The sequence below is a fragment of the Lacrimispora sphenoides genome (genome assembly GCF_900105215.1).
GTDB lineage: Bacteria > Bacillota > Clostridia > Lachnospirales > Lachnospiraceae > Lacrimispora > Lacrimispora sphenoides_A.
The window spans coordinates 1,014,982-1,037,982 of record NZ_FOIP01000001.1 but is presented as its reverse complement, the minus strand read 5'-3'; the positions used below and the strand labels follow the sequence as shown (position 1 = coordinate 1,037,982).

Sequence of the window (23,001 nt, the reverse complement as noted above, 5' to 3'; positions counted from 1 at the left end):
TATGGAGCTGCATCTTTGAAGTGCTGGGGAGATGAAAATTGTGCACATTGCACAAAAAATATTTATTTATTAAACAAATTTGCAAATAGACATCTACAAAGATCCGTGATATACTGCGTTTAGAAAATAGATGTGTAGTTTGTGACTGGTAAGGCAGGCAAGGTCTACAGGGTTGTTATCACATATACTAGTGATGTGATGGTCCTCGTAGCTTGTCTTTTTTTATTACTGGAAGGGCTTATGAAAATTGAAAAAGTTTTGAACAATAACATGGTATCAGCTTATAATACCGAGGGGAAAGAAATCATACTGAAGGGTAAATCCATTGGCTTTGGAAAGAAAAAGGGCGATGAGGTGGACCGGAAGCTGGTGGAGCGGGTATTTGTACAGAATGATAAGCGGGATGCCCGTCACTTTGAAGAGTATTTCGCAAAGCTTCCCCAGGAATACTGGGATATCAGTGAACAGACTGTTGATTACGCCAAAAGCGAGTTTGGAATGCAGCTGGATTCCCGGATCATCCTTCCGGTGTGTGACCATATCGCCGGTGCGGTAGACCGTTATAAAAACGGAACCATTCTACGAAATGCCATGCTTTGGGAGGGAAAACGGTTTTATCCCAATGAATTTCAAGTGGGTCAGTATGCGGTCGACTTAATTCGGAGAAGGCTTAATATTTCCATGGAAGAGGATGAAGCCATGTTCCTGGCGTTTCATTTTGTTTATGGACAGTTAAACCGTCAGGAAACCGATGATTTGGGGATAATTACGGAAGTTATTAAGGACATTGTGGATATTGTGGAGGCGTCCTTTCAGATTAGGCTGGATACAGAGTCCTGGGATTACAGGCGTTTTGTGACCCACATCCGTTTTTTTGCCCAGCGCATGCTGCAGAATAAGCAGTATGAGGCAACCAATGAAGAGTGGTATCAGCTGCTAAAGGATAAGTACCGCAGAGCCTATAACTGTATCATTAAAATAGCAGATTATATACACGACCGGTATTACTACGAAATAGACCGGGAAGAAATGATGTATCTGATGATTCACATAGAAAAAGTTACCAGAGAACTGATTTAAAACAGAGGGCTGGGATTGTTACCGGACAGGAAATGTGGTCCGGGCAGGACCCTGCATGGAGAGTAGGCTGCAATGGTTATATTATTTGCAGGCTGCTTTTCGGCAGGGTCCTTTTTATTTATAAAATTGAATGATAAGGCGTTATATGATAGCCGGCAGACGCCTTTTCAGATAGATAACAATGAGTAAACCTTAATAAGGGGGAGTTAATATGGCATATGATTATGCAAAGACCGCACAGACATTACTCGAAAAGGTTGGCGGAGAAAATAATGTGAGCGGGCTGTCCCATTGTATGACACGCCTGCGGTTCGTACTGAAAGACAGTACAGTTCCTAAAGATTCTGAAATTGAAAAGGTACCGGGTGTGATCCGGGTGGTCCGCCAGGCCGGACAGTTCCAGGTAGTTATCGGCAACGAGGTATCAAATGTATATAAGGAATTTATAAAGCTTGGACAATTTGAAGAGAGCACCGGGAATAAGGATGAAGGTCCTAAGGAGAATTTGTTCTCACGTATGTGCAGTTTTGTAGCCGGCTGCATGACCCCTCTGCTTCCCGCCATGCTTGGCTGCGGTATGATCAAAGTAGTGCTGACACTTCTGACCACCTTTGGGTTAGTGGATACGTCCGGAAGTACGTATGTGATTTTATCTGCAGTAGGAGATGCTTTCTTCTACTTCCTGCCCATTTTGCTGGCCATGACCACAGCAAAGCGTCTTGGCTCCAACATATATCTGGCTATGGTAGTAGCGGCTCTTTTGATCCATCCTGATATTACGGGTCTGCTTGGCCAGGGAAATACCACATATTTTGGATTGCCTGTTACGGCTGCCGTATATAGCTCCTCCGTTCTTCCTATCTTCCTTATTGTTCCGATTATGGGATATATTGAACGGTTTGCTGATAAGGTTTGCCCCAACCTTTTAAAGGTATTTTTGAAACCGTTGATCGTCTTATTTATTACCGTGCCCATTGCATTAGTTGTTGTTGGGCCCCTTGGAAGCATTCTCGGAAATTATCTGGCAGACGGTATCAATTTCTTATATAGCAAAGCAGGCTGGCTCACCATCATGCTGATCTCTGCTGCCATGCCGTTTATCGTTATGACTGGTATGCATTATGCATTGATTCCTATGTTCGCCATTAGTATGGCGACCTTTGGATTTGATGCAATTGTACTTATTACCATGTTCTGCTCCAACCTGGCTCAGGGAGGTGCATCCCTGGCTGTTGCAGTCCGCTCCAAGGATGAAAATGTAAAGTCTACCGCATCTGCCTGTGGAATCTCAGCAATTGTCGCAGGCGTTACAGAACCTGCTATGTATGGTGTGACATTAAAATACAAAACACCCATGATAGCAGCGGTAATCGGTGCAGCAGCATCAGGTCTTTATGCCGGAATTACCCATTTGGTAGCCTATTCCATGGGCGGTTCTCCCTCTACCTTGACCTTAATTACCATGATCGGCGGTGAGGGATTCGGCAATTTGATAAATGGTGTGATTGCCCTTGTTATCTCTCTGACCGTATCCTTTGTCATGACTCTCATTCTATATAAGCCGGAGGAGAAGACAGGGGGGCCGGAAACTTCCGGGGGTGCTCCTTCTGAAGAGAAAAAGCGGCTGGTAGAGACCATTGAACTTGCAAGCCCTCTTACAGGAAGGGTAATTTCTTTAACAGAGGTAGAGGATCCGGTATTTGCAGGCGGAGTGTTAGGAGAAGGGGTAGCCATAATCCCGGATGAGGGAAAGGTATATGCTCCTGCAGACGGAACCATCAGTGCTGTGACTGACACTAAGCATGCGGTCGGCATCACTACGGATACAGGAGCTGAGGTTTTGATCCATGTAGGGCTTGATACGGTGCGTCTTGGAGGAGAAGGTTTTACCCTTCACTGCAGGCAAGGGGACCGGGTCATAAAGGGAAGCCTGCTGCTGGAATTTGATATGGAGAAAATTAAGGAAGCAGGCTTATCGCTTACCACTCCTGTGCTTGTATCTAATATGAACAACTTTGTAAGCTTAAGGGCAGGAAGTAAAAAGCAGATCGAGGTTGGAGAGAAGCTGTTAACAATTGTTTAATCATTTTGAAAGAGGTGCCAAATGTCTGTATTTGCTGAAGATTTTTTATGGGGAGGCGCGGTGGCTGCTAACCAGTGTGAGGGCGCATGGAATGAGGCGGGCAAGGGAATCGCAGATCCTGATGTATGTACGGGAGGTTCCCATGCAAGATCCAAACGGATCACCAGGACCATAGAGCCGGATACATTTTACCCAAGCCATGAAGCCATTGATTTTTACCATCATTATAAAGAAGATATTGCCCTGTTTGCGGAGATGGGTTTTAAGGTATTCCGTTTTTCCATTGCCTGGACCAGAATTTTCCCTACGGGCATGGAAGAGGAGCCGAATGAGGCTGGTCTGGAATTCTATGACAGGGTAATCGAAGAGTGCTTAAACCATGGAATGGAACCGCTGATCACCATCTCCCATTACGAGATGCCCTTTGCCCTTACGGAAAAGTACAATGGATGGGCTTCCAGAGAGTGCATCGGACTGTATGTTAAATATGCGGAAACGTTGTTCAAACGCTATAAGGGAAAGGTGAAATACTGGCTGACCTTTAATGAGATCAATGCAGGGACAATGCCCATGGGCGGTTTCCTTTCTTTAGGCATTTTAAATGAGGGAACAACGGATTTTACAAACCAGACGGATATTCCCAAGCTCCGCTTCCAGGGCCTTCATCATCAGTTTGTGGCCAGCGCCCAGGCGGTTAAGGCCGGACATGAGATTGATCCGGACTGTAAGATCGGCTGTATGCTCTGTTATATTACGACCTATCCTTTGACCTGCAATCCTAATGATATTTTAGAAGCCCAGAGACGGAATCAGATTTTAAACCAGTTCTGCGGCGATGTGCAGGTTAGGGGAGAATATCCCAGCTTTATGAACCGTTATTTCAGGGAAAACGGGATTTCCATACAGATGGAGCCGGGAGACTTGGAAACCATAAAAGAGGGGTGTGTGGATTATTATACCTTCAGCTATTATATGTCCAACTGTGCTACCGCTACGCCGGAACAGGCAAGCACTTCCGGCAACTTAATGGGAGGAGCGAAAAATCCTTATCTGGAATCCAGCGACTGGGGCTGGCAGATTGATCCTAAGGGACTTCGTTATACGCTGAATGAGCTTTATGGACGTTACCGCATTCCTCTGATGGTGGTGGAAAACGGCCTGGGTGCTTATGATAAGAAGGAAGAGGACGGATGCATCAGGGACGATTACCGCATCGATTACTTAAGGAAACACATTGAGCAGATGAAGGAAGCCGTGGAGGATGGTGTGGAACTGATGGGGTATACCCCTTGGGGCTGCATTGATCTGGTCAGCGCTTCCACCGGAGAAATGGCAAAGCGCTACGGTTTCATCTACGTAGAAAAATATGATGATGGAACCGGAGATTTATCCAGGAGGAAAAAGAAATCCTTTGAATGGTATAAAAAGGTAATTGCAACCAACGGGGAAGAACTGGATTAAAAGAACAGGGATGTTTTCCTTGCTGTAAGAAGAGGTTAAATAAGGAAGAGGACATTTTAAGTTTCTGTATGAATCAGGAACTTTAAGATGTCCTCTTTTTGTGGTACTATGATTTTAGTATATTTTTTTACGATTGAAAATGCAGGGACTGAAATTATTCTCTTATATTTCTTTTTTAGATTTTATATAATCTACTTATGAATGTGGGACATACAGGGGGGATCTGACATGGTTAAAATTTTTCTTGCTGAGGATGAAAAAATAGTTCGTGAGGGAATTAAAAATGGTATTCCGTGGGAAAGATACGGATTTGAGTTTGCAGGGGAAGCACCGGATGGGGAGCTGGCATATCCTTTGATCCTAAAGGCCAGGCCAGATATCCTGCTTACTGACATCCGAATGCCCTTTATGGATGGGCTTGAGCTGGCTGAGATGGTAAAGAGAGAACTTCCGGACCTTCGCATCATGTTTTTCAGCGGATATGATGACTTTGAATACGCAAAGCGGGCCATAAAGATCGGCGCAGCGGATTACCTTCTTAAGCCTGTCAGCAGCAGCCAGCTGCTAGAGGCTCTGGAGCGCATGAGCGAAGCCATTATCCAGGAGAAAAGCGAAAGGGGTTATAAACTGGAGTTTCTAAAGCAGCAGGAAGAAAGAAAGCGGATGGAGCGGGACCGGCTGTTTGATACCATTGTATCAGGAAACTTAAGCCTTCAGGAGATCCTTATTAAGGGGCGGGAACACAGACTGTCCTTAAGCGCTCCGGTATATAATCTGATTTTGTTTCAGGCAAGGGTTTCCGGCAGCCAGGAGCAGTTTACGGACCAGGTTGTTATGTTTGATGAGATGATAAAAGACCGGTTTGAGAACAGGTCAGAGGTCATCGTATTTAACCGCTTAACAGAAGGGTATGCATTTCTGGTCATGGGAAACGACTGGGAAGATCTTGATAGAAAGGCGGCTGCCTGCTCTAAGCTTTTGGTCCGCCTTGTGGAGTCCTGTCCGGGCATGGAGTATTTCGGAGGAATCGGTGTTCCGGTATGCAGGCTCGGTGAGCTTAGAACCTGTTTTAAGGCGGCCAGCCGGGCCTATGCCAGCCGGTACATGCTGGAATACAACCAGCTTCTTACGGCAGAAGCGGCTGTCCGGCTTCATGACGATTCTGGAACCATCAGCCTGGAAGGGATGGACATTACCAAACTTAGCCGGGATATTGTTCCTAATTTCCTTAAAAATGGTTCAATTACAGAGGTGAAGTATTTTCTGGAAGAATATTTAGAGGCTTGCGGGAATAATTTTAAGTCCTTAATCTTCCGGCAGTATTTGCTTATGGATGTTTATCTTGCTGTCATCGGTTTTGTCACTCAGCTTGGTTTTGAGCCGGAACAGGTCTTAAAGGAATTTGGGGATGGTAAGGCCTTAAAGCCTTGTGTGGGATCTGAAGAAGTGGCGGTAAAGTACGCCAGGGAGATCCTTACAAAGGCCATCACCCTTCGCACCACCTGTTCCCAGAAAAAGTACCGCCTGGTTCTTGATAAATCCAGGGATTACATTGAACGTCACTATAAGGATGAGGACATTTCTTTAAATGTGGTGGCCTCCAGCGTGAATATAAGCCCCAATTACTTCAGCACCATATTCAGCCAGGAGATGGGGATCACCTTTGTGGAATATTTAACAAAGGTCCGTATGGAAGCGGCAAAGGAGCTGCTTCTTAAGACAGACCTTCGGGCCTCGGAAATCGGATATCAGGTGGGGTATAAAGATCCCCATTATTTCAGCTACATATTTAAAAAGACTCATGGAATTACGCCGAAAGCATTCCGGTCAGGAGGCAGAAATGATGCAAAAACGTGATTCTATCAAAGCAAAATTACAATCCATGCAGGCAATCGTATTTATCCCGGTCATAATTATGATTGGGATATTGCTGTATATGATGGAATGGCAGAACGAACAGTATAGACAAAGCATCCGGAACTTAACGATGGCTACGGAGTTTAATTTTGACTTTAAATCCAACATCGATTATAAGATGTACCGCATTGTCATAGGGGCGGACACCTTTGATTCTTTAAATCCCTATGAGGAACTGGAAAATTCCCGGAGGCTGTTTGAACAGTTAAAGGACTCCACGCCTCAGGAGAACAGCAAAAAGGGACTGGATGGGATCATCATACTCATCGGCATTCTGGAAAAAAGGATTGAAGACATCCGTACCAGCAATATCATCGGTGATTATGACCGGAATATGGAGCGCCTGGATAAAGATATTTACATAATCACTGAACTCATTCAGGAAACTATGTCCGATTATATTTACAATGAAACAAAGACCTTAGAATCTACGCGTTTAAAGCTGGATTCCCAGACAAAGAGGGTCATTGCCTCATGCATCGTGGTTTCCGCTTATATCATCGTGTTTTTAATCGTTTCTTTTTCTTCCTTTGGAAAGAAGATTACAAAACCCATTGAGGAACTGTGTCAATATACCATGGTGCTTGCAAACGGCAGCCTAAAGGTCCAGGCGCCCAAAAGTAATATACGGGAGATTCAGATGCTAAGCGACCAGTATGATCACATGGTGATCCGTATCGGGGAGCTGATTGACCACATTAAGGAAGAACAGGAGCTAAAGAGAAAAACCGAATTAAAGCTTTTACAGGCTCAGATCAATCCTCATTTTCTTTATAATACCCTGGATACAATTGTCTGGCTGGCAGAGGGGAAACGTCATCAGGAGGTGGTGGATATGATCACGGCCCTTTCTTCCTTTCTGCGGATGGGCCTAAACAATGGAAGGGATTTTATCACCATCAGGGGAGAGGCTGAACATGTAAAGAGCTATCTTCAGATCCAGCATTTCCGCTATGAGGATATATTGGATTATGAAATCGATTTTAAGGAGCAGATCATGGAATTCTCCACGTTGAAACTGACTCTGCAGCCTATTGTGGAGAATGCCCTTTACCATGGAATTAAGAATTGCAGGAAAAAGGGCTTTCTAAAGATCAGCGGCTGGCAGGAGGGAGAGGACATTCTGTTAAAAGTGGAGGATAACGGCATTGGAATGAAGCCGGAAGAGCTTGAAAAAATGCAGAGACTGGTACGAAACGGCGGAGAGGACTTAGGGTTGCGGGAAGGATTTGGAATCGCTAATGTGGCAGAGAGGATCCGGCTCAATTTCGGCGAAATCTATGGGCTTTCCATCGAAAGCGAGTATGGGATTGGAACCTCTGTTACAGTCAGGATCCCGGCTTCTATAAAGGGGAACAGATAAAAAATCAACCTTTTTCCGAAAAAATCCAACTTAGTTTTTAAATGACCGGAAAAGGCGTAAGAAACTCAACCGTTTACAAAAGATATTGCATTGAGAAGAGAGACTGTAACCGTTATGATACTGGTAGTCACTAAGAAAAGGTAACACGATCTATCATTTTGGAGGGAACGGATATGAAGAGAAGATTACTGGGCATGATGACGGCGGCTGCCATGACTGCAGCTATGGTTTTATCCGGATGCAGCGGTTCCCAGACTGCGGCAACCACCGGGGCTCCGGCCGGCGGGGAAACAAAAACAGAGGCAGCCAAGACAGAGGCAGCTAAAACAGAGGCAGCTAAGGCAGAGGAAAAAAAGGATCTGCTTGTGGTAGGTTTTTCCCAGGTAGGAGCGGAATCTGACTGGAGAACAGCCAATACCGAATCCATGAAATCCACGTTTACGGAAGCAAACGGGTACAAGCTGATATTTGATGATGCGCAGCAGAAGCAGGAAAACCAGTTAAAGGCGGTCCGCAACTTTATCCAGCAGGATGTGGACTATATTGTGATCGCGCCGGTTACGGAAACAGGCTGGGATACGGTTTTGCAGGAAGCAAAGGATGCGGGGATCCCGGTCATTATTGTTGACCGTATGATCGATGTTTCCGACGATTCCCTCTATACTGCATGGGTTGGCTCCAATTTCCTTCAGGAAGGCTATGATGCAGTGGCATGGCTTGATGAGTACTTAAAGAATAATAACCGTACGGACGATGACATCAACATCGTGACCCTGCAGGGAACCATCGGTTCTTCTGCCCAGATCGGACGTACCGACGGTGTGGAAGAAAAGATGAAAGATCATCCCAAGTGGAAGATGTTAGAGCGTCAGACAGGAGAATTTACTCAGGCAAAGGGACAGGAGGTAATGGAATCCTTCCTTAAGACCTATAGTGATATTGATGTTGTGATCGCAGAAAATGACAACATGGCCTTTGGAGCCATTGACGCCATCAAGGCAGCAGGAAAGACCTGCGGGCCAAAGGGCGATATCATCATCATTTCCTTTGACGCGGTTGCGGCTGCCTTTGATTCCATGATTGCCGGTGATATGAATGTATCCGTAGAATGTAACCCGCTTCATGGGCCTCGCGTGGCTGAAATCATTCAGAAGCTGGAAAAGGGTGAAAGCGTGGATAAGATCGCCTATGTACAGGAAGGAGTATATCCGGCTGATACGGCGGCTCAGGAAAAACCAAAGAGGGCCTATTGATCCACGGGGTTTTAGAGCCGCAAACAGTAGTGAATCTGGATAAACAGGTGCAGGGGAATGGAGGACGGAGGTTTAAAGTCCTCCGCTCCGCACCTTTTTTGATCCCTGAATTTGCCGGTTTAAGCAGGACGGGGAAAGAAAGGAAGGGATTTAATGCCCAATGTAATCGTATTAGCCATGCGAAGTATATCAAAAGCATTTCCAGGCGTGCAGGCCCTTGATCATGTAGACTTTACATTAAGAAGAGGAGAGATCCATGCGCTGATGGGGGAGAACGGAGCCGGAAAGTCCACCCTTATTAAAGTTCTGACAGGTGTGGAAGAGTTTGAATCAGGAGAAATTACCATTGACGGGTTTAAGGGGAATATGATCAACCATTCTCCCCAGGAGGCCCAGGCTCATGGGATCAGCACGGTCTACCAGGAGGTTAATCTCTGCCCCAATTTATCTGTGGCGGAAAATTTATTCATCGGCAGGGAGCCGAAGCGGGCAGGCATCATCGACTGGAAAACCATGAATAAGAAGGCGAAAGATCTGATGGAGAGTCTGGATATTCATATTGACGTGACAAGGGCCCTGGAGAATTACTCCATCGCTTTGCAGCAGATGTTTGCCATCGCCAGAGCCGTGGATATGTCTGCAAAGGTTTTGATTCTTGACGAACCCACTTCTTCCCTGGATGACAATGAGGTGGAGAAGCTGTTTCATCTGATGAACCGCCTCAAATCGGAAGGTGTGGGAATCATCTTTGTCACTCATTTCCTGGAACAGGTATATGAGGTTTGCGATAAGATCACCGTTCTTAGAAACGGGGCTCTGGTAGGAGAGTATGATACGGAAAAGCTGCCCAGAGTGCAGCTGGTAGCAAAGATGATGGGAAAAGATTTTGACGATTTGGCTGCCATTAAAAAAGGAGGAGAGGCGGAGGAAAGGTCCGGAGAATTGGTGATCGATGCACAGGGAATCGGAAAGCAGGGAACCATAAAGCCTTACGACCTTAAGATCCGTAAAGGGGAGGTAATCGGTCTTACCGGGCTTTTAGGATCCGGCCGCTCGGAGCTAGCAAGGAGCCTATACGGAGCGGATAAGCCGGACAGCGGGGTACTGAAGGTAAAAGGCCGGCCGGTTTCGGTGGCAGCGCCCCTTGACGCCATGAAGGCTGGTATGGCCTACCTTCCGGAAAACCGGAAGGAGGAAGGGATCGTGGCGGATCTGTCGGTACGGGACAATTTGATTCTTGCGCTTCAGGCAAAGAAGGGAATGTTCCAGCCCTTCGGAAGAAAAGAGCAGGAGGAGCTTGCTGATAAATATATAGAGCTTTTACAGATAAAAACGGCTAACAGGGAGACTCCTATTAAAAGCTTGAGCGGAGGAAACCAGCAGAAAGTAATCTTAGGAAGATGGCTCCTTACGGATCCTGATTTTCTCATACTGGATGAACCCACCAGAGGGATCGATGTCGGTACCAAGACAGAGATTCAGAAATTGGTGGTAAAGCTTTCAGAGGAGGGCAAGTCCGTAATGTTTATTTCCTCAGAAGTGGAAGAAATGCTGCGTACCTGCAGCCGTATGGCCGTACTCCGGGATGGGCAGAAGGTGGGGGAACTGGAAGAAGGTGAGCTTGACCAGAATAACATTATGAAGGCGATTGCAGGAGGTGCGGGAGATGAATAAGCTGATCATATTTGTGAAAAAACTAACAGGAACCCGCTTGTTCCTGCCTCTGTTCTGCCTTGTTCTGGTGCTGTTGTCAAACCTTATTAAAACGCCTACTTTTTTTCAGGTGACATTAAAAAACGGTGTTTTATATGGATATATTATCGATGTGATCAACCGGGCCAGTGATCTGGTGATCCTGTCTGTGGGAATGACCATGGTTGTGGCGGCCTCCGGTGGGACGGATATTTCCGTGGGAGCGGTCATGTCTGTGGCCGGAGCCGTCTGCTGCTATATCCTGGCAGGCGGACTGCAGACCGTGAATGAGTTTCAGAATCCCTATATATTAGGTGTATTGGCAGCCGTTTTTGCTGGAATGTTGTGCGGCTGCTTTAATGGGTTCCTGGTGGCGAAGATGAAGATCCAGCCCATGGTAGCGACCTTGATCCTGTTTACGGCAGGGCGGGGTATGGCACAGCTGATCACCAGAGGGCAGATTACCTACATCCGGGTGGAGTCCTATAAAATGCTGGGAGCCAGCATTCCCGGGATTCCTGTTCCGACTCCCGTACTCGTGGCGCTGCTAGTGGTGATCCTTACCTATGTTCTGCTTAAAAAAACCACGTTGGGACTTTATATCCAGACGGTAGGAATTAACTCCAGGGCTTCCAGGCTCATGGGGATCAAGTCTTCCGGGATCATCTTTCTGTCCTATGTATTCTGCGGACTTTGCGCAGGTGTATCCGGCCTGGTGGCATCTTCGAGAATCTACTCGGCGGACGCTAACAACATCGGGCTTAATCTGGAGTTAGATGCGATCCTTGCGGTAGCATTAGGGGGAAACAGCCTGGGAGGCGGTAAATTTTCCCTCCTTGGCAGTGTCATCGGTGCTTACACCATTCAGGCCTTAAGCACCACCTTATATGCTATGGGGGTCTCTCCGGACCAGATTCCGGTTTATAAGGCAATTGTCGTGGTGATCATCGTTGCTCTTCAGTCAACGGAGCTTAAAAAAATGGCGAAAAGATTCCAAACAGGCCATGTAGCGGGAAAGAAGGTGGCATAAATGAAGAACAAAGGAAAGAGAGATGGAAAAGTATTCCTGCTTATGATCACCATTGCCCTTTTCGTGACAATGTACATAGCCGGAATCATAATCTTTAATGGCAAAGGCTTTGCAAAGCCACAGGTATTTTTAAATCTTTTTATTTCCAATGCCGGCCTGATCGTGATAGCGGCTGGCATGACCATGGTCATGATCACTGGGGGGATTGATATTTCCGTTGGATCTGTGGTGGCCCTTACCTGCATGATGCTTGCCTGGATGATGGAAGTTAAGGGAATCGGGGCTGTTCCGGCCCTTTTGACTGTTCTGGCCATGGGCATCTTCTTTGGCCTGGTCCAGGGATTTTTTATTGCCTACTTAAAAATACAGCCATTTATCGTGACCCTGGCGGGAATGTTCTTTGCCAGAGGCATGACGGCCATCATCAGTCAGGAAATGATCAGTGTAAAAAATGAGCTGTTTTTAAAATGGGCGAAGAGTAAAATCAATTTGACCTTTCTTGGCGGAACCGTAAATAAAAAGGGTGTGGTAAACTATCCCTTTCTTTATCCAAGCGTTATCATCGCTCTGGCGGTACTGGTGCTGGTCTTTGTAGTATTAAAATATACGAAGTTCGGGCGGACGATTTACGCGGTGGGCGGAAATGAGCAGTCCGCACTGATGATGGGGTTAAATGTAAAGCGTACGAAGCTTTTTGTGTATGTCATTAACGGCTTCTTATGTGCATTAGGCGGGTTTTTATTCTGTTTAAATACCTGTGCGGGCTTTGTGGAGCAGGCCAAGGGTTTTGAGATGGAAGCCATCGCATCGGCGGTTATCGGTGGGACATTGCTGTCCGGAGGTGTGGGAAATGTATTTGGAAGCCTGTTTGGGGTTTTAATAAAGGGAACCATAGAGACATTCATCACCTTCCAGGGGACACTTTCATCCTGGTGGACGAAGATCACCATTGCGGCATTGCTGGCATTTTTTATTCTTCTTCAAAGCCTGTTTGCCAAGGCAAAGGAGAAGTGAGTTTCTAAAGAGAAAGACATGGATAGGCGCCAGCCGCTGCCTGACGGGATAGAAGCCGCCGGACAGCGGCTTTTGCCTGCTGATTTTCCTCTTTCCCTTTCAGCGAAAAAACCGGGTAAAAGAAGCAGATTTAGTTGACATAGGCCTTGTTCCATATTAAAGTTATGATACTCTGCGTAAGGCAGAAAATCCACGTTACGGAGGTATAACAGAAAAGCGCGCTTTTACTGGAAGAACTTATGAAAAAATTCATCGGAAATAAGGCATTTTACAGAATGGTGCTGACAATCGCCATTCCCATTATGGTTCAAAACGGGATCACCAACTTTGTCAGCCTGCTGGATAATATTATGGTGGGCATGGTTGGAACAGAGCAGATGTCCGGCGTGGCAATTGTGAACCAGCTGATCTTTGTCTTTAACATCAGTATTTTTGGAATCATATCGGGAGCAGGTATTTTCGGCGCCCAGTTCTTTGGCTGCGGAAGGCATGACGGAGTGCGTCATACGTTCCGGTTTAAAATCATCTGCTGCGCGCTTCTTTCTGTGGTTGCGGTGGCCGTGTTTTTCTTCTTTGGAGAGGATATGATCGCCATGTATCTCCACGGAGAAGGGAATGATGCGGAGCTTGCGACAGCGCTGATGCATGGAAGACGGTATATGCTGGTCATGCTGATTGGTTTGGTACCCTTTGCAATTGAGCAGGCTTATGTCAGTACTTTGAGGGAATGCGGAGAAACGATAGTTCCCATGAAAGCCGGAATTGTGGCAGTCCTGGTAAATCTTGTATTTAACTATATCCTGATCTTTGGAAAGCTGGGAGCCCCGGTACTTGGTGTAGTTGGGGCGGCAATTGCAACCGTTATGGCCAGATTTGTAGAAGCAACGATTATAATTGCCTGGACCCATAGAAATGAGAAAAAGAATCCGTTTATTACAGGAGCTTATAAAAGCTTTTATATACCGGCAGGCCTTGTGAGGAATATCTTTGTGAAAGGAACACCTCTCATCGTAAATGAAGCCCTTTGGGCAGCGGGGGTGGCTACCCTGATGCAGTGCTATTCTGTGAGAGGACTGACTGCGGTGGCAGGCCTTAATATATCCGCCACCATAGGAAATGTATTTAATGTGGTTTACTTAGCCTTAGGAAGCGCGGTCTCCATTATCGTAGGACAGCTTTTGGGAGCCGGAAAAATGGAGGAAGCCAGGGAAACGGACACGAAGCTGATCGCATTTTCCGTTGGTTCTTGTGTGATTATGGGTGCCCTTTTAGCGGTCACGGCCCCTCTGTTCCCCATGATCTACAACACCACGGACGAGGTCAGGAGCCTGGCTGTCCAGTTTATCCGTATACTGGCTTTGTGCATGCCTATGAATGCGTTTATGAATGTGGCTTATTTTACCCTGCGTTCCGGCGGTAAGACGATGATCACATTTTTATTTGACAGCGTATTCATGTGGGTGGTCAGCATTCCGGTAGCCTATACCTTAAGCCGGTATACTGGCATTCCCATCGTACCGTTATATTTCATGTGCCAGGTGGTGGAGATCATTAAATGCATCGTTGGCTTTGTGTTGGTGAAGAAGGGCGTGTGGATCCATAACATCGTATTGGGGCAGGAAGATTAAAACATACATAGTAATAAGAAGGAGCAGAGGCTTCATGCCTTGCTCCTGTTCTTAAAAAAGGAGCTTTGAAGAAGAAGCTTCTTTTTTTTCTGCCGAAATAATCCTGGAGTATCTGCCGGGAGAAATGCCATTGATTCTGGTGAAAACTTTAACGAAATGAGCATAATCCCTAAAACCGCATTCATAACAGGTGGCGGTGATGGAAGTACCCTTTAATAAAAGTGTGCGGGCATACTGTATTCGTCTGGTGATGATATAATTCCAAAGGGAAGTTCCTGTATATTCTTTAAATAAATGGCTTAGTCTGGAACGGCTGATGTTAGCAAAATCAGCGATTGTCTGAACCGAATATCCTTTGTCAGGTTGGCATCTACGAAGCTGATTGTATCACGGATGATTTTGGGAGAAATATCCCCGAAGTACCGGTCATTGGACCGGGCAGCTGCATTGGCCAGCAAAAGGATGGACAAAAGGCTGGCTTTCACCCGGACATCATAGCCAAAGCTTTTATCATTCAGAGCCGTTATAATGGCATCGGCGTGATATTCATACTCCTCCATCTGCTCTTTGCTCAGATGATAAATCCGTTACGGTTTTCGGTTATAGAAGCAACGGAAAAGATCAGTCACCGGTGTTGACAGGCTGTCCGCATAGTTTTCCTCGATGTGGATCGGAATTCTTTCGTAAGGATTATTGTCCTTGATGAATAATCCGTGAATATCATTGGGGCATATGAAGGTCAGGCTGCCAGGCGTCAGATGGTAAGTGGCATTGTTAATGAAATAATCTACATTTCCGCTTTTAAACAACATGAGCTCGTACGCATTATTGTGCAAATGAAGGGTTCGTTCTGCATTGCGGCAGGTCCGGATATGTGATACGAGCAGCTGCTCAATGGATCGAATGGTAATTTCGTTCATGAAAGGTTCTCTCCTGATATATCCATGGGATTCAGTACAATATGACATAAATATAGCATAAAGACAGCATAAAAGCCAATATTATGAAAGCTTCTATGTGATATCATGAGAGTAATGATACAAGTAATGATACATTGCGGGCGGTCAGATCAGGACAGCCGCGGGAACACTGATACCGCCAGTTGCGGTATCAAAGGACAACAAAAAAGGGGAAACAATGAAATATTCATTATTTACAGTAAGTGTACCGGATATGACTCCGGTGCAGGCATTATCAAAGATGAGGGAATTCGGATATGACGGAGTCGATTGGAGAGTGACAGATATACCAGAAGATCCGGAAATTTTAAAGGAGAAGCCTTCTTATTGGAGAAATAATTATTGTACCATTGACATAGAAACCGTTGATAAAAAAGCGGAAGAAATAAAAGCCCTTGCCGATCAATACGGCATTTGCATTCATGCACTGGCTACTTATTTAAAGAGTACTGACAGCGCAGACAAGATTGAACGGTGTATGGCGGCAGCAAAAGCTATGGACTGCAAACGGATCAGGATCAATGCTCCTTCCTATGACGGGAAGCGGACTTACGGCGAATTGTTTGAGGAGGCGGCAGAGGGCTTTAAACAGGTTGAGGTGCTGGCGAAAAAGTATGATATTAAAGTAGCTTTTGAGATGCATATGAGAACCATTACCCCGACGGCAAGCGCAGCGTATCGTCTGGCTTCGCAGTTTGATCCCCGTTATATCGGCGTGATTTATGATACTGGAAATGTAATTTATGAAGGTTTTGAAGAATACAAAATGGCTTTTGAAATCCTGGGGCCATATCTGGATCAGGTCCACATAAAAAATGCCAAATGGGAAAAGAAAGATGTGGACGGAATAGAAAAGTATGTTCCCGTATGGGCTCCTCTTATGGAAGGACATGCAGATTTTGAAAGGTGTTTTCAGGCGCTAAAAGAGGTTGGATATCATGGATTTGTGACATTTGAAGATTTTTCTTCTGCAGACAGTTCAGAAGAAAAGCTTAAGACGGATATAAATTATATAAAAGGAATTGTTGAAGCCATGGAACAGCAGGAAGCGTGAAGATAAAAAATCTTTTCAAGAAACCTCTTGTATTTTAGATTAGTTTATGCTAATATACATGTAGTTAGCTACGACTAACTACATGTGAATATTCTATACATCAGACGAACCCTCTGATGATACCTTCAATTGACCCGTGAGGGATCATGACTCCTCCAATAAAGCCGTTTCTGTTACCGCATGACAGGGCCGGCTTTTTTGGCACGCTCTGATATCATGTAGAAGTTGTAATAACCTGGACAATACGATATAATTGGGAGAGACTTGAGTTTGGAGGAATTACATGAAAGCTTTAATCATAGCGGAAAAACCGTCAGTGGCCAGGGACATTGCCCGGGTCCTTCACTGCAATAAGAACAACAATGGAGTAATCGAAGGGGGGAATTATTTGGTCACCTGGGGACTTGGTCATCTGGTCACATTGGCTGATCCTGAAGATTATGATCCCAAATATAAGGAATGGAAGATAGAGGATCTTCCCATGATGCCGGACCAGTTCCGGCTTGAAGTCATCAAACAGACAGGAAAGCAGTACCGTGTGGTAAAATCCCAGATCCACCGGGCAGATGTGGGAGAAATCATCATTGCCACTGATGCCGGACGGGAAGGGGAGCTTGTAGCCAGGCTGATCCTGGAAAAGGCGGGGAATAAGAAGCCGATAAAAAGGCTCTGGATCTCTTCTGTTACGGACAAGGCCATTAAGGAAGGCTTTGCAAAGTTAAAAAATGGCCATGATTACGATAACCTGTACGATGCCGCCATGTGCCGTGCCGAAGCGGACTGGCTGGTAGGTATCAATGCCACCAGGGCGCTGACCTGCAAATACAACGCCAGCTTAAGCTGCGGCCGTGTGCAGACTCCTACCCTTGCCATCATCGCAAGGAGAGAAGAGGAGATCAAAAATTTTGTTCCCAAACCTTTCTACGGCATTACGGCCAAATGTACGAACCCGGCACTTTCCTTTACCTGGCGGGATGAGAAGTCAAAGAGTTTCCGTTCCTTTGACAAGGACCGGGTGGAAGCCCTTTTAGGTAAAATGAAAGCCCAGGGCGAGGGAGTGGTCACAGAGGTGAAAAGTGTTCCGAAGAAGAAGGAATCTCCCCAGCTTTATGATCTGACGGAACTGCAGAGGGAAGCCAACCGAAGGTTTAACTATTCTGCAAAAGAGACGTTAAATATCATGCAGAGGCTTTATGAAAACCACAAGGTCCTTACTTACCCCAGAACAGATTCCAGGTATCTAAGCTCGGATATCGTTCCATCCATTAAGGAAAGGCTGGAGGCCTGCGGCGTTGGGCCATACCGGAAGCTGGCCGGAAGGCTGGTGATCCAGAGGATCCAGGCAGCTCCTTCCTTTGTGAACGACAAGAAGGTGACGGATCACCATGCCATCATTCCTACGGAACAGTTTGTTCAGCTGGACCACATGACCATTGATGAGCGGAAAATCTATGATCTGGTGGTCCGCAGATTCCTGGCGGTACTGTATCCTCCTTTTGAATATGAACAGACAGAGATTACCCTGGATTTAGGGGGAGAAACTCTGGCAGCCAGAGGAAAGACCGTAAAGGCACTGGGCTGGAAGGAAGTTTATGAAACCCAGGATGAGGAAGACGAGGAACAGGAATTAAAGGAACAGAATCTTCCTGTTATGAAAAAGGGGGACCGGCTTGCTAAGCTGACGGTTGCTATGACCGAAGGAAAGACAAAGCCACCGTCACCCTTTCAGGAAGCAACCCTTCTTACCGCCATGGAAAATCCGGTATCTTATATGGAAACAAAAGACCGTGACATGGCAAGGACCCTGGGAGAAACAGGGGGACTTGGGACCGTGGCCACAAGGGCAGATATCATTGAAAAGCTGTTTTCCGGCTTTCTTCTGGAACGGCGCGGAAAGGACATTTATTTGACCTCCAAGGCCAAACAGCTGCTTACCCTTGTACCGGAGGATCTAAAGAAACCGGAGCTGACAGCGGAATGGGAGATGAGGCTTTCTGAAATTGCCGGGGGAAAATTAAAACGGGCCGCGTTTATGAAGGATATCAGGCAGTATTCCGGGGAGTTGATCCATCAGATCAGGGCCGGAGAAGGCAGCTTTAACCATGATAACCTGACCAATCACAAATGCCCGGACTGCGGCAAGCGGATGCTGGCAGTCAAAGGAAAAAACAGCGAGATGCTGGTCTGCCAGGACAGGGAGTGCGGGCACCGGGAGACAGTTTCCAGAACCAGTAATGCAAGATGCCCGGTCTGCCATAAGAAGCTGGAGCTTAGGGGGAAAGGGGACGGACAAATCTTTGTTTGCAAATGCGGCTACAAGGAAAAGCTTTCTTCCTTTAAGGAACGGCGTGCAAAGGAAGGCGCCGGGGTATCCAAAAAAGATGTGGCAAAGTATATAAACCAGCAGAAAAAGGAAGGGGATATGCCCATTAATTCAGCCTTTGCAGACGCTTTTGCAAAGCTGAATCTGGGAGGTAAAGAGGATTAACCTCTTCGTTGAAAGTCCTGGTCACGGCCTGGATAAAGGGAGGCCGTGACAACGGATCATGTGATATAGGAAAAGGATGTCTCAAGCCAGACATCCTTTTTGTGAATCCCGGATCAAAACCAAGTAAAAATTTAGTAAAATTTTACTTTACTTATTGACGCTGACAGAAACTGCAATTATAATGAAAATTGGAAGGTGAGGATATAGATTATGGCTACAATAAAAGAAATTTCGCAGCTTGCGGATGTATCCATTGCAACGGTATCAAGGGTATTAAACCAGGATGATACCATTGTGGTAAGTCCGGAAGTGAAAAAAAGGATATTCAGAATTGCCCACGAGTTAAAATATGTCCCACCCAGGAGGCGTCATGCACAGAAAGAAAGAGGAATTGTCATAGGAGTAGCTGACTGGCATATTATCCGGAAAGACCGGACCAACATCAGGCTTTCTTCCCTGGACTTAATCGTAAAGTCCATGTCAGGTAAAAATGATGTGCGGTTTGTACGGCTGGATAAAAATCAACCTGGACAGTACGACGGTATCATGGCCTTCGGTGTTTTTTCCGAGGAAGAGATGGAGTTTCTGCGTATGCAGAGTTTTGCCATCGTATTCATCAATTCGGATCCAAAGGATTATGAGTATGACAGCATTGTCATGGACTTTAATAAGGGAATCCATGAAATGCTGGACTATCTTATGGATCAGAAAAAATACTGCAGCGTCGGCTATATCGGAGGAATTTATGAAGAAGGCCAGGTAAGAATCGGTTACCGGAGACTGGAAGGAATCCGGGGAGCTTTTATGCAGAGAGGCTTTTATGAGGAAGGGAATTTTTACATAGGCGATATCAGCAGGGAAAGCGGTTATCATCTGGCAAAGCAGGCAATCCAGTCAGGCCGTCTGCCGGAAGCGGTGCTCTTAGGAAGCGAAGAGGTGGCGGAAGGGGCATTGGAAGCCTTTCAGGATGCAGGTCTTCGTGTACCAAAGGATGTGGCTGTGGTCATCTATAAGGACATTGAGACCCTGGAATCCAAATGGCCCTCGTACACCAAGGTCCGGATGTTTCCTGATATCGTGTGGCAGACAGCGATCAAGCTTCTGCTGGAACAGATCCAGGAAGGCCGTAAGGACAATATGACAATTTTTCTCCCGACAAAGCTAGAGGTAGGGGACAGTGCGTGATGACTCATGATCCCAAGAACCGATGAATCACACAAAAAGGAGAGCAGTATGAAAAAAACAGTTTCTGTATTAATGGCAGCAGCACTTTGTGCAGCAATGATCGGCGGATGTTCTGGCGGCAGCCAAACAGGAGCCACAACCGCAGCAGGAGAAACCACAAAGGCGGAGGCAAAAGCTGAGAACAAGAAGGTTGACAAACTGAATGTATACTTTGTTCCTTCCAGGGAGCCACAGGAGATCGTAACCGCCACAGAGCCTTTAAAAGACATGCTGAAGTCAGAGCTGGGAAAAGAAGGCTATGATATCGGTGAAGTAGTAATTACGGTTGGAACCAGCTATGAAGCGGTTGGAGAAGCTCTTTCCGCAGGTACTGCAGATATCGGTCTGATTCCTGGAGGAACTTATGTCCTTTATGATGATGGTGCAGAAGTGATTCTTACGGCCACCAGGGATGCATTAAGCAAGAATTTCGATTCCGCAAAGGACTGGAATGACGGCAAGGCAACCGAGGGAACCACTGATCAGGCAACTTCCTACCGCGCGCTTATTATTGCAGGACCTTCAGAAAAGGGAAAAGCGTTGGCAGATAAGGTAAACAAGGGCGAAGCATTGACCTTTGAGGATTTAGACGGAGCAAACTGGAGCGTTATGTCATCCTCTTCACCGGCAGGATACATTTATCCCTCCTTATGGCTTCAGGATAATTTCCAGAAGAATATTTTAAATCTTTCCCACGCAGTTCAGTCTGATTCCTATGGAAGCGCATTTGCAAGACTTGCTTCCGGACAGGTAGATGTTCTCTGTACCTATGCGGACGCCCGCAGGGATTATGAGGAGAAATGGAAATCTGAATACGGAAGAGCCGGCTCCATCTGGGAAGAAACAGGTGTAATCGGTGTGACTCCTCCTATTTTCAATGATACGGTCAGCGTGAGCAAGACCTCCAAAATCATGGATGATGCGTTTGTAAAGGCAGTTCAGAACGCATTTATCAACATTGGCAACACGGAAGAGGGCAAGAAAGTCATCGCCATCTACAGCCACAATGGTTATAAGCCTGCACAGAGTTCTGATTATGACAATGAACGTGCGGCACAGAAGATGATTAAGGAATTAAATGCGAAATAAATAATACACACAGGCTGCGGAGGCGTCGTAAACGGAAAACATTTGCGGCGCCTCCGCACTCTATCCTGGGAAATGAGGAAAATATGATTGAATTTAATCAGGTGGGCAAAAAGTATCCCAATGGCTTTCATGCCTTAAAAGATGTGAACTTAAAGATTGAGCAGGGGGAATTTGTAGCGATCATCGGCCTTTCCGGTGCCGGAAAATCCACCCTTCTCCGTACCATTAACCGCATGCATGATATTACGGAAGGCAGCCTGACCGTAGATGGAACCGATGTGATGCAGTTAAAAGGAAAGGAGTTAAGGCGCTTCCGCCGCAAAATCGGCATGATCTTCCAGTCCTTTAACCTGGTGACCAGAACCCTGGTCATTAATAATGTTCTTATGTCAAAGGTACCGGAACTGCCGTTTTTAAAGGCCTTGTTCGGCATTTATCCAAAGGAGGATAAGCTTGGAGCCTTAGAGGCACTTGACAAGGTGGGAATCCTTGATAAGGCGTTTGTTCGTGCGGATCAGTTGTCAGGAGGCCAGCAGCAGAGGGTTGCGCTTGCAAGGACCCTGGCTCAGAATCCCCAGATCATCCTGGCAGATGAGCCGGTGGCTTCCCTTGACCCGGTTACGGCAAAACAGGTTATGGGAGATTTTTTAAGGATCAATAAGGAAATGAACATTACCATCCTGTTAAACATTCATCATGTGGATCTGGCACTTCAGTATGCAAGCCGCGTTGTTGGCATACGGGCTGGTCAGATCGTATACGATGGCCCGTCCTCCGAAGTTACCCAGGATATTTTAGATGAAATATATGAAGGAAAAGAAGAGGAGGCGGCAGGATGAGTTTATATGACAAGATATTTCCGCCTAGGAAAATCGTATTGTCCAGCGGAAAGACCGTCTTTCGGCCGGCTTCCAGGCTTCCTCTGATCGCTTTGATCCTGGTATTTTTAACCGTGCTTTCCGTGAAAATCACCGGCTTTGACATGAGGGTCTTGCTGGAAAGAGGAAACCAGTTCTTTGTTATATTGGGAATGATGGTTCCTCCGGCATTTTCCTATAGCTCTCAGGTATGGAAGCCCTTGTTTGACACCATTAAGATGTCACTTCTGGGAACCGTGGTTGGCGCAGTGCTGGTCGTTCCCTTTGCAATGGCTGCTTCCACCAACATCATAAAAAGCGCTGCAGTCGTCAGTGCCATGAGGTTGTTCTTAAGCATTGTAAGGACACTTCCCACTCTGGTAACCGCTCTGATCGCCACTTATGTGTTCGGTCTTGGCACACTGGCAGGAACTACGGCCATTACCGTTTTCACCTTTGCCTATATGGGTAAGATTTTATATGAAGAGATCGAAACTGCCGATATGGGAGCCTTTGAGGCTATGGAAGCCATAGGAGCCACCAAGGTCCGGGCCTTTGTGAGCGCCATCATTCCCCAGGTACTTCCTTCCTATATATCCAATGGATTGTTTTGTTTTGAAGGAAATGTCCGCTATGCAGCGATTTTAGGCTACGTGGGCGCAGGCGGCCTTGGGCTGATTTTAAATGAGAAGTTAGGCTGGAGAGAATACCCCAGTGTGGGCATAATTCTTATCATGCTGTTTGTTGCCGTATTTTTAATTGAGTCGGTGAGCCGTTACTGCCGCCGGAAACTGGTGTAGGAGGGCCGA

General features: G+C 46.2%; 19 protein-coding genes. 16 read left to right on the top strand and 3 right to left on the bottom strand.

Annotated elements, in window-relative coordinates:
* Positions 1 to 240 precede the first annotated feature (240 nt).
* The 10 genes from licT to BMW45_RS04595 all read left to right on the top strand — a co-directional run bounded on the left by licT (position 241) and on the right by BMW45_RS04595 (position 14,521).
* Entirely contained in the window at positions 241 to 1,080 is an 840-nt protein-coding gene (gene licT / locus BMW45_RS04640) for a BglG family transcription antiterminator LicT (RefSeq protein ID WP_092240923.1), read from the top strand.
* A 211-nt stretch (positions 1,081 to 1,291) separates the two neighbouring features.
* Positions 1,292 to 3,163, top strand: a complete 1,872-nt coding sequence (locus BMW45_RS04635) for a beta-glucoside-specific PTS transporter subunit IIABC (protein WP_092240921.1) — start codon at positions 1,292 to 1,294, stop codon at positions 3,161 to 3,163.
* A 21-nt stretch (positions 3,164 to 3,184) separates the two neighbouring features.
* The gene (locus BMW45_RS04630; protein WP_092240919.1) at positions 3,185 to 4,624 is read left to right on the top strand and encodes a glycoside hydrolase family 1 protein; all 1,440 of its coding nucleotides are present in this window, start codon (positions 3,185 to 3,187) and stop codon (positions 4,622 to 4,624) included.
* 228 nt (positions 4,625 to 4,852) lie between these two features.
* Positions 4,853 to 6,481, top strand: coding sequence for a response regulator transcription factor (locus BMW45_RS04625; RefSeq protein WP_166433275.1), 1,629 nt, complete (start codon positions 4,853 to 4,855; stop codon positions 6,479 to 6,481).
* Positions 6,465 to 7,904 carry a sensor histidine kinase gene (locus tag BMW45_RS04620; protein ID WP_242882903.1) on the top strand — a complete coding sequence of 480 codons (1,440 nt, stop codon included), beginning with the start codon at positions 6,465 to 6,467 and terminating at the stop codon, positions 7,902 to 7,904. The genes BMW45_RS04625 and BMW45_RS04620 overlap by 17 nt, the downstream gene beginning before the upstream one ends.
* A gap of 173 nt (positions 7,905 to 8,077) precedes the next feature.
* Positions 8,078 to 9,157, top strand: a complete 1,080-nt coding sequence (locus BMW45_RS04615) for an ABC transporter substrate-binding protein (RefSeq protein WP_092240915.1) — start codon at positions 8,078 to 8,080, stop codon at positions 9,155 to 9,157.
* 153 nt (positions 9,158 to 9,310) lie between these two features.
* A complete protein-coding gene (locus BMW45_RS04610) occupies positions 9,311 to 10,831 on the top strand; it encodes a sugar ABC transporter ATP-binding protein (protein ID WP_092240913.1) in 1,521 nt (506 codons plus the stop codon).
* Positions 10,824 to 11,879, top strand: a complete 1,056-nt coding sequence (locus BMW45_RS04605; protein ID WP_092240911.1) for an ABC transporter permease — start codon at positions 10,824 to 10,826, stop codon at positions 11,877 to 11,879. The genes BMW45_RS04610 and BMW45_RS04605 overlap by 8 nt, the downstream gene beginning before the upstream one ends.
* Positions 11,880 to 12,893 (top strand): ABC transporter permease subunit, encoded by a 1,014-nt coding sequence (locus BMW45_RS04600; protein ID WP_092240909.1) that lies wholly within the window; start codon positions 11,880 to 11,882, stop codon positions 12,891 to 12,893. It begins immediately after the preceding gene.
* A 239-nt stretch (positions 12,894 to 13,132) separates the two neighbouring features.
* Positions 13,133 to 14,521 (top strand): MATE family efflux transporter, encoded by a 1,389-nt coding sequence (locus BMW45_RS04595; protein WP_092240907.1) that lies wholly within the window; start codon positions 13,133 to 13,135, stop codon positions 14,519 to 14,521.
* A 51-nt stretch (positions 14,522 to 14,572) separates the two neighbouring features.
* Here the strand turns inward: BMW45_RS04595 and BMW45_RS29060 are convergent, their stop codons facing one another.
* The 3 genes from BMW45_RS29060 to BMW45_RS04580 are packed head-to-tail and all read right to left on the bottom strand — an operon-like array spanning position 14,573 to position 15,441.
* Positions 14,573 to 14,839 (bottom strand): helix-turn-helix domain-containing protein, encoded by a 267-nt coding sequence (locus tag BMW45_RS29060; RefSeq protein WP_416388659.1) that lies wholly within the window; start codon positions 14,837 to 14,839, stop codon positions 14,573 to 14,575.
* On the bottom strand, positions 14,821 to 15,081 hold the full coding sequence (locus tag BMW45_RS04585; protein ID WP_092240905.1) for a hypothetical protein: 261 nt from the start codon (positions 15,079 to 15,081) through the stop codon (positions 14,821 to 14,823). Before BMW45_RS04585 ends, BMW45_RS29060 begins: the two co-directional genes overlap by 19 nt.
* Positions 15,082 to 15,108: 27 nt before the next feature.
* Entirely contained in the window at positions 15,109 to 15,441 is a 333-nt protein-coding gene (locus BMW45_RS04580; protein WP_166433274.1) for an AraC family ligand binding domain-containing protein, read from the bottom strand.
* Positions 15,442 to 15,658: 217 nt separating this feature from the next.
* Between BMW45_RS04580 and BMW45_RS04575 the strand changes: the two genes are divergently transcribed.
* The 6 genes from BMW45_RS04575 (at position 15,659) to phnE (ending at position 22,992) form a co-directional block, all read left to right on the top strand.
* Complete coding sequence (locus BMW45_RS04575; RefSeq protein ID WP_092240902.1) at positions 15,659 to 16,534, top strand: sugar phosphate isomerase/epimerase family protein; 876 nt, start codon at positions 15,659 to 15,661, stop codon at positions 16,532 to 16,534.
* A gap of 283 nt (positions 16,535 to 16,817) precedes the next feature.
* Complete coding sequence (locus tag BMW45_RS04570; protein WP_092240900.1) at positions 16,818 to 19,022, top strand: DNA topoisomerase III; 2,205 nt, start codon at positions 16,818 to 16,820, stop codon at positions 19,020 to 19,022.
* A gap of 210 nt (positions 19,023 to 19,232) precedes the next feature.
* On the top strand, positions 19,233 to 20,207 hold the full coding sequence (locus BMW45_RS04565; protein WP_092240895.1) for a LacI family DNA-binding transcriptional regulator: 975 nt from the start codon (positions 19,233 to 19,235) through the stop codon (positions 20,205 to 20,207).
* 48 nt (positions 20,208 to 20,255) lie between these two features.
* Positions 20,256 to 21,335, top strand: a complete 1,080-nt coding sequence (locus BMW45_RS04560; RefSeq protein WP_092240892.1) for a phosphate/phosphite/phosphonate ABC transporter substrate-binding protein — start codon at positions 20,256 to 20,258, stop codon at positions 21,333 to 21,335.
* 83 nt (positions 21,336 to 21,418) lie between these two features.
* Entirely contained in the window at positions 21,419 to 22,174 is a 756-nt protein-coding gene (phnC, locus tag BMW45_RS04555) for a phosphonate ABC transporter ATP-binding protein (protein WP_092240890.1), read from the top strand.
* Positions 22,171 to 22,992, top strand: a complete 822-nt coding sequence (gene phnE, locus BMW45_RS04550; RefSeq protein ID WP_092240888.1) for a phosphonate ABC transporter, permease protein PhnE — start codon at positions 22,171 to 22,173, stop codon at positions 22,990 to 22,992. The genes phnC and phnE overlap by 4 nt, the downstream gene beginning before the upstream one ends.
* Positions 22,993 to 23,001 lie beyond the last annotated feature (9 nt).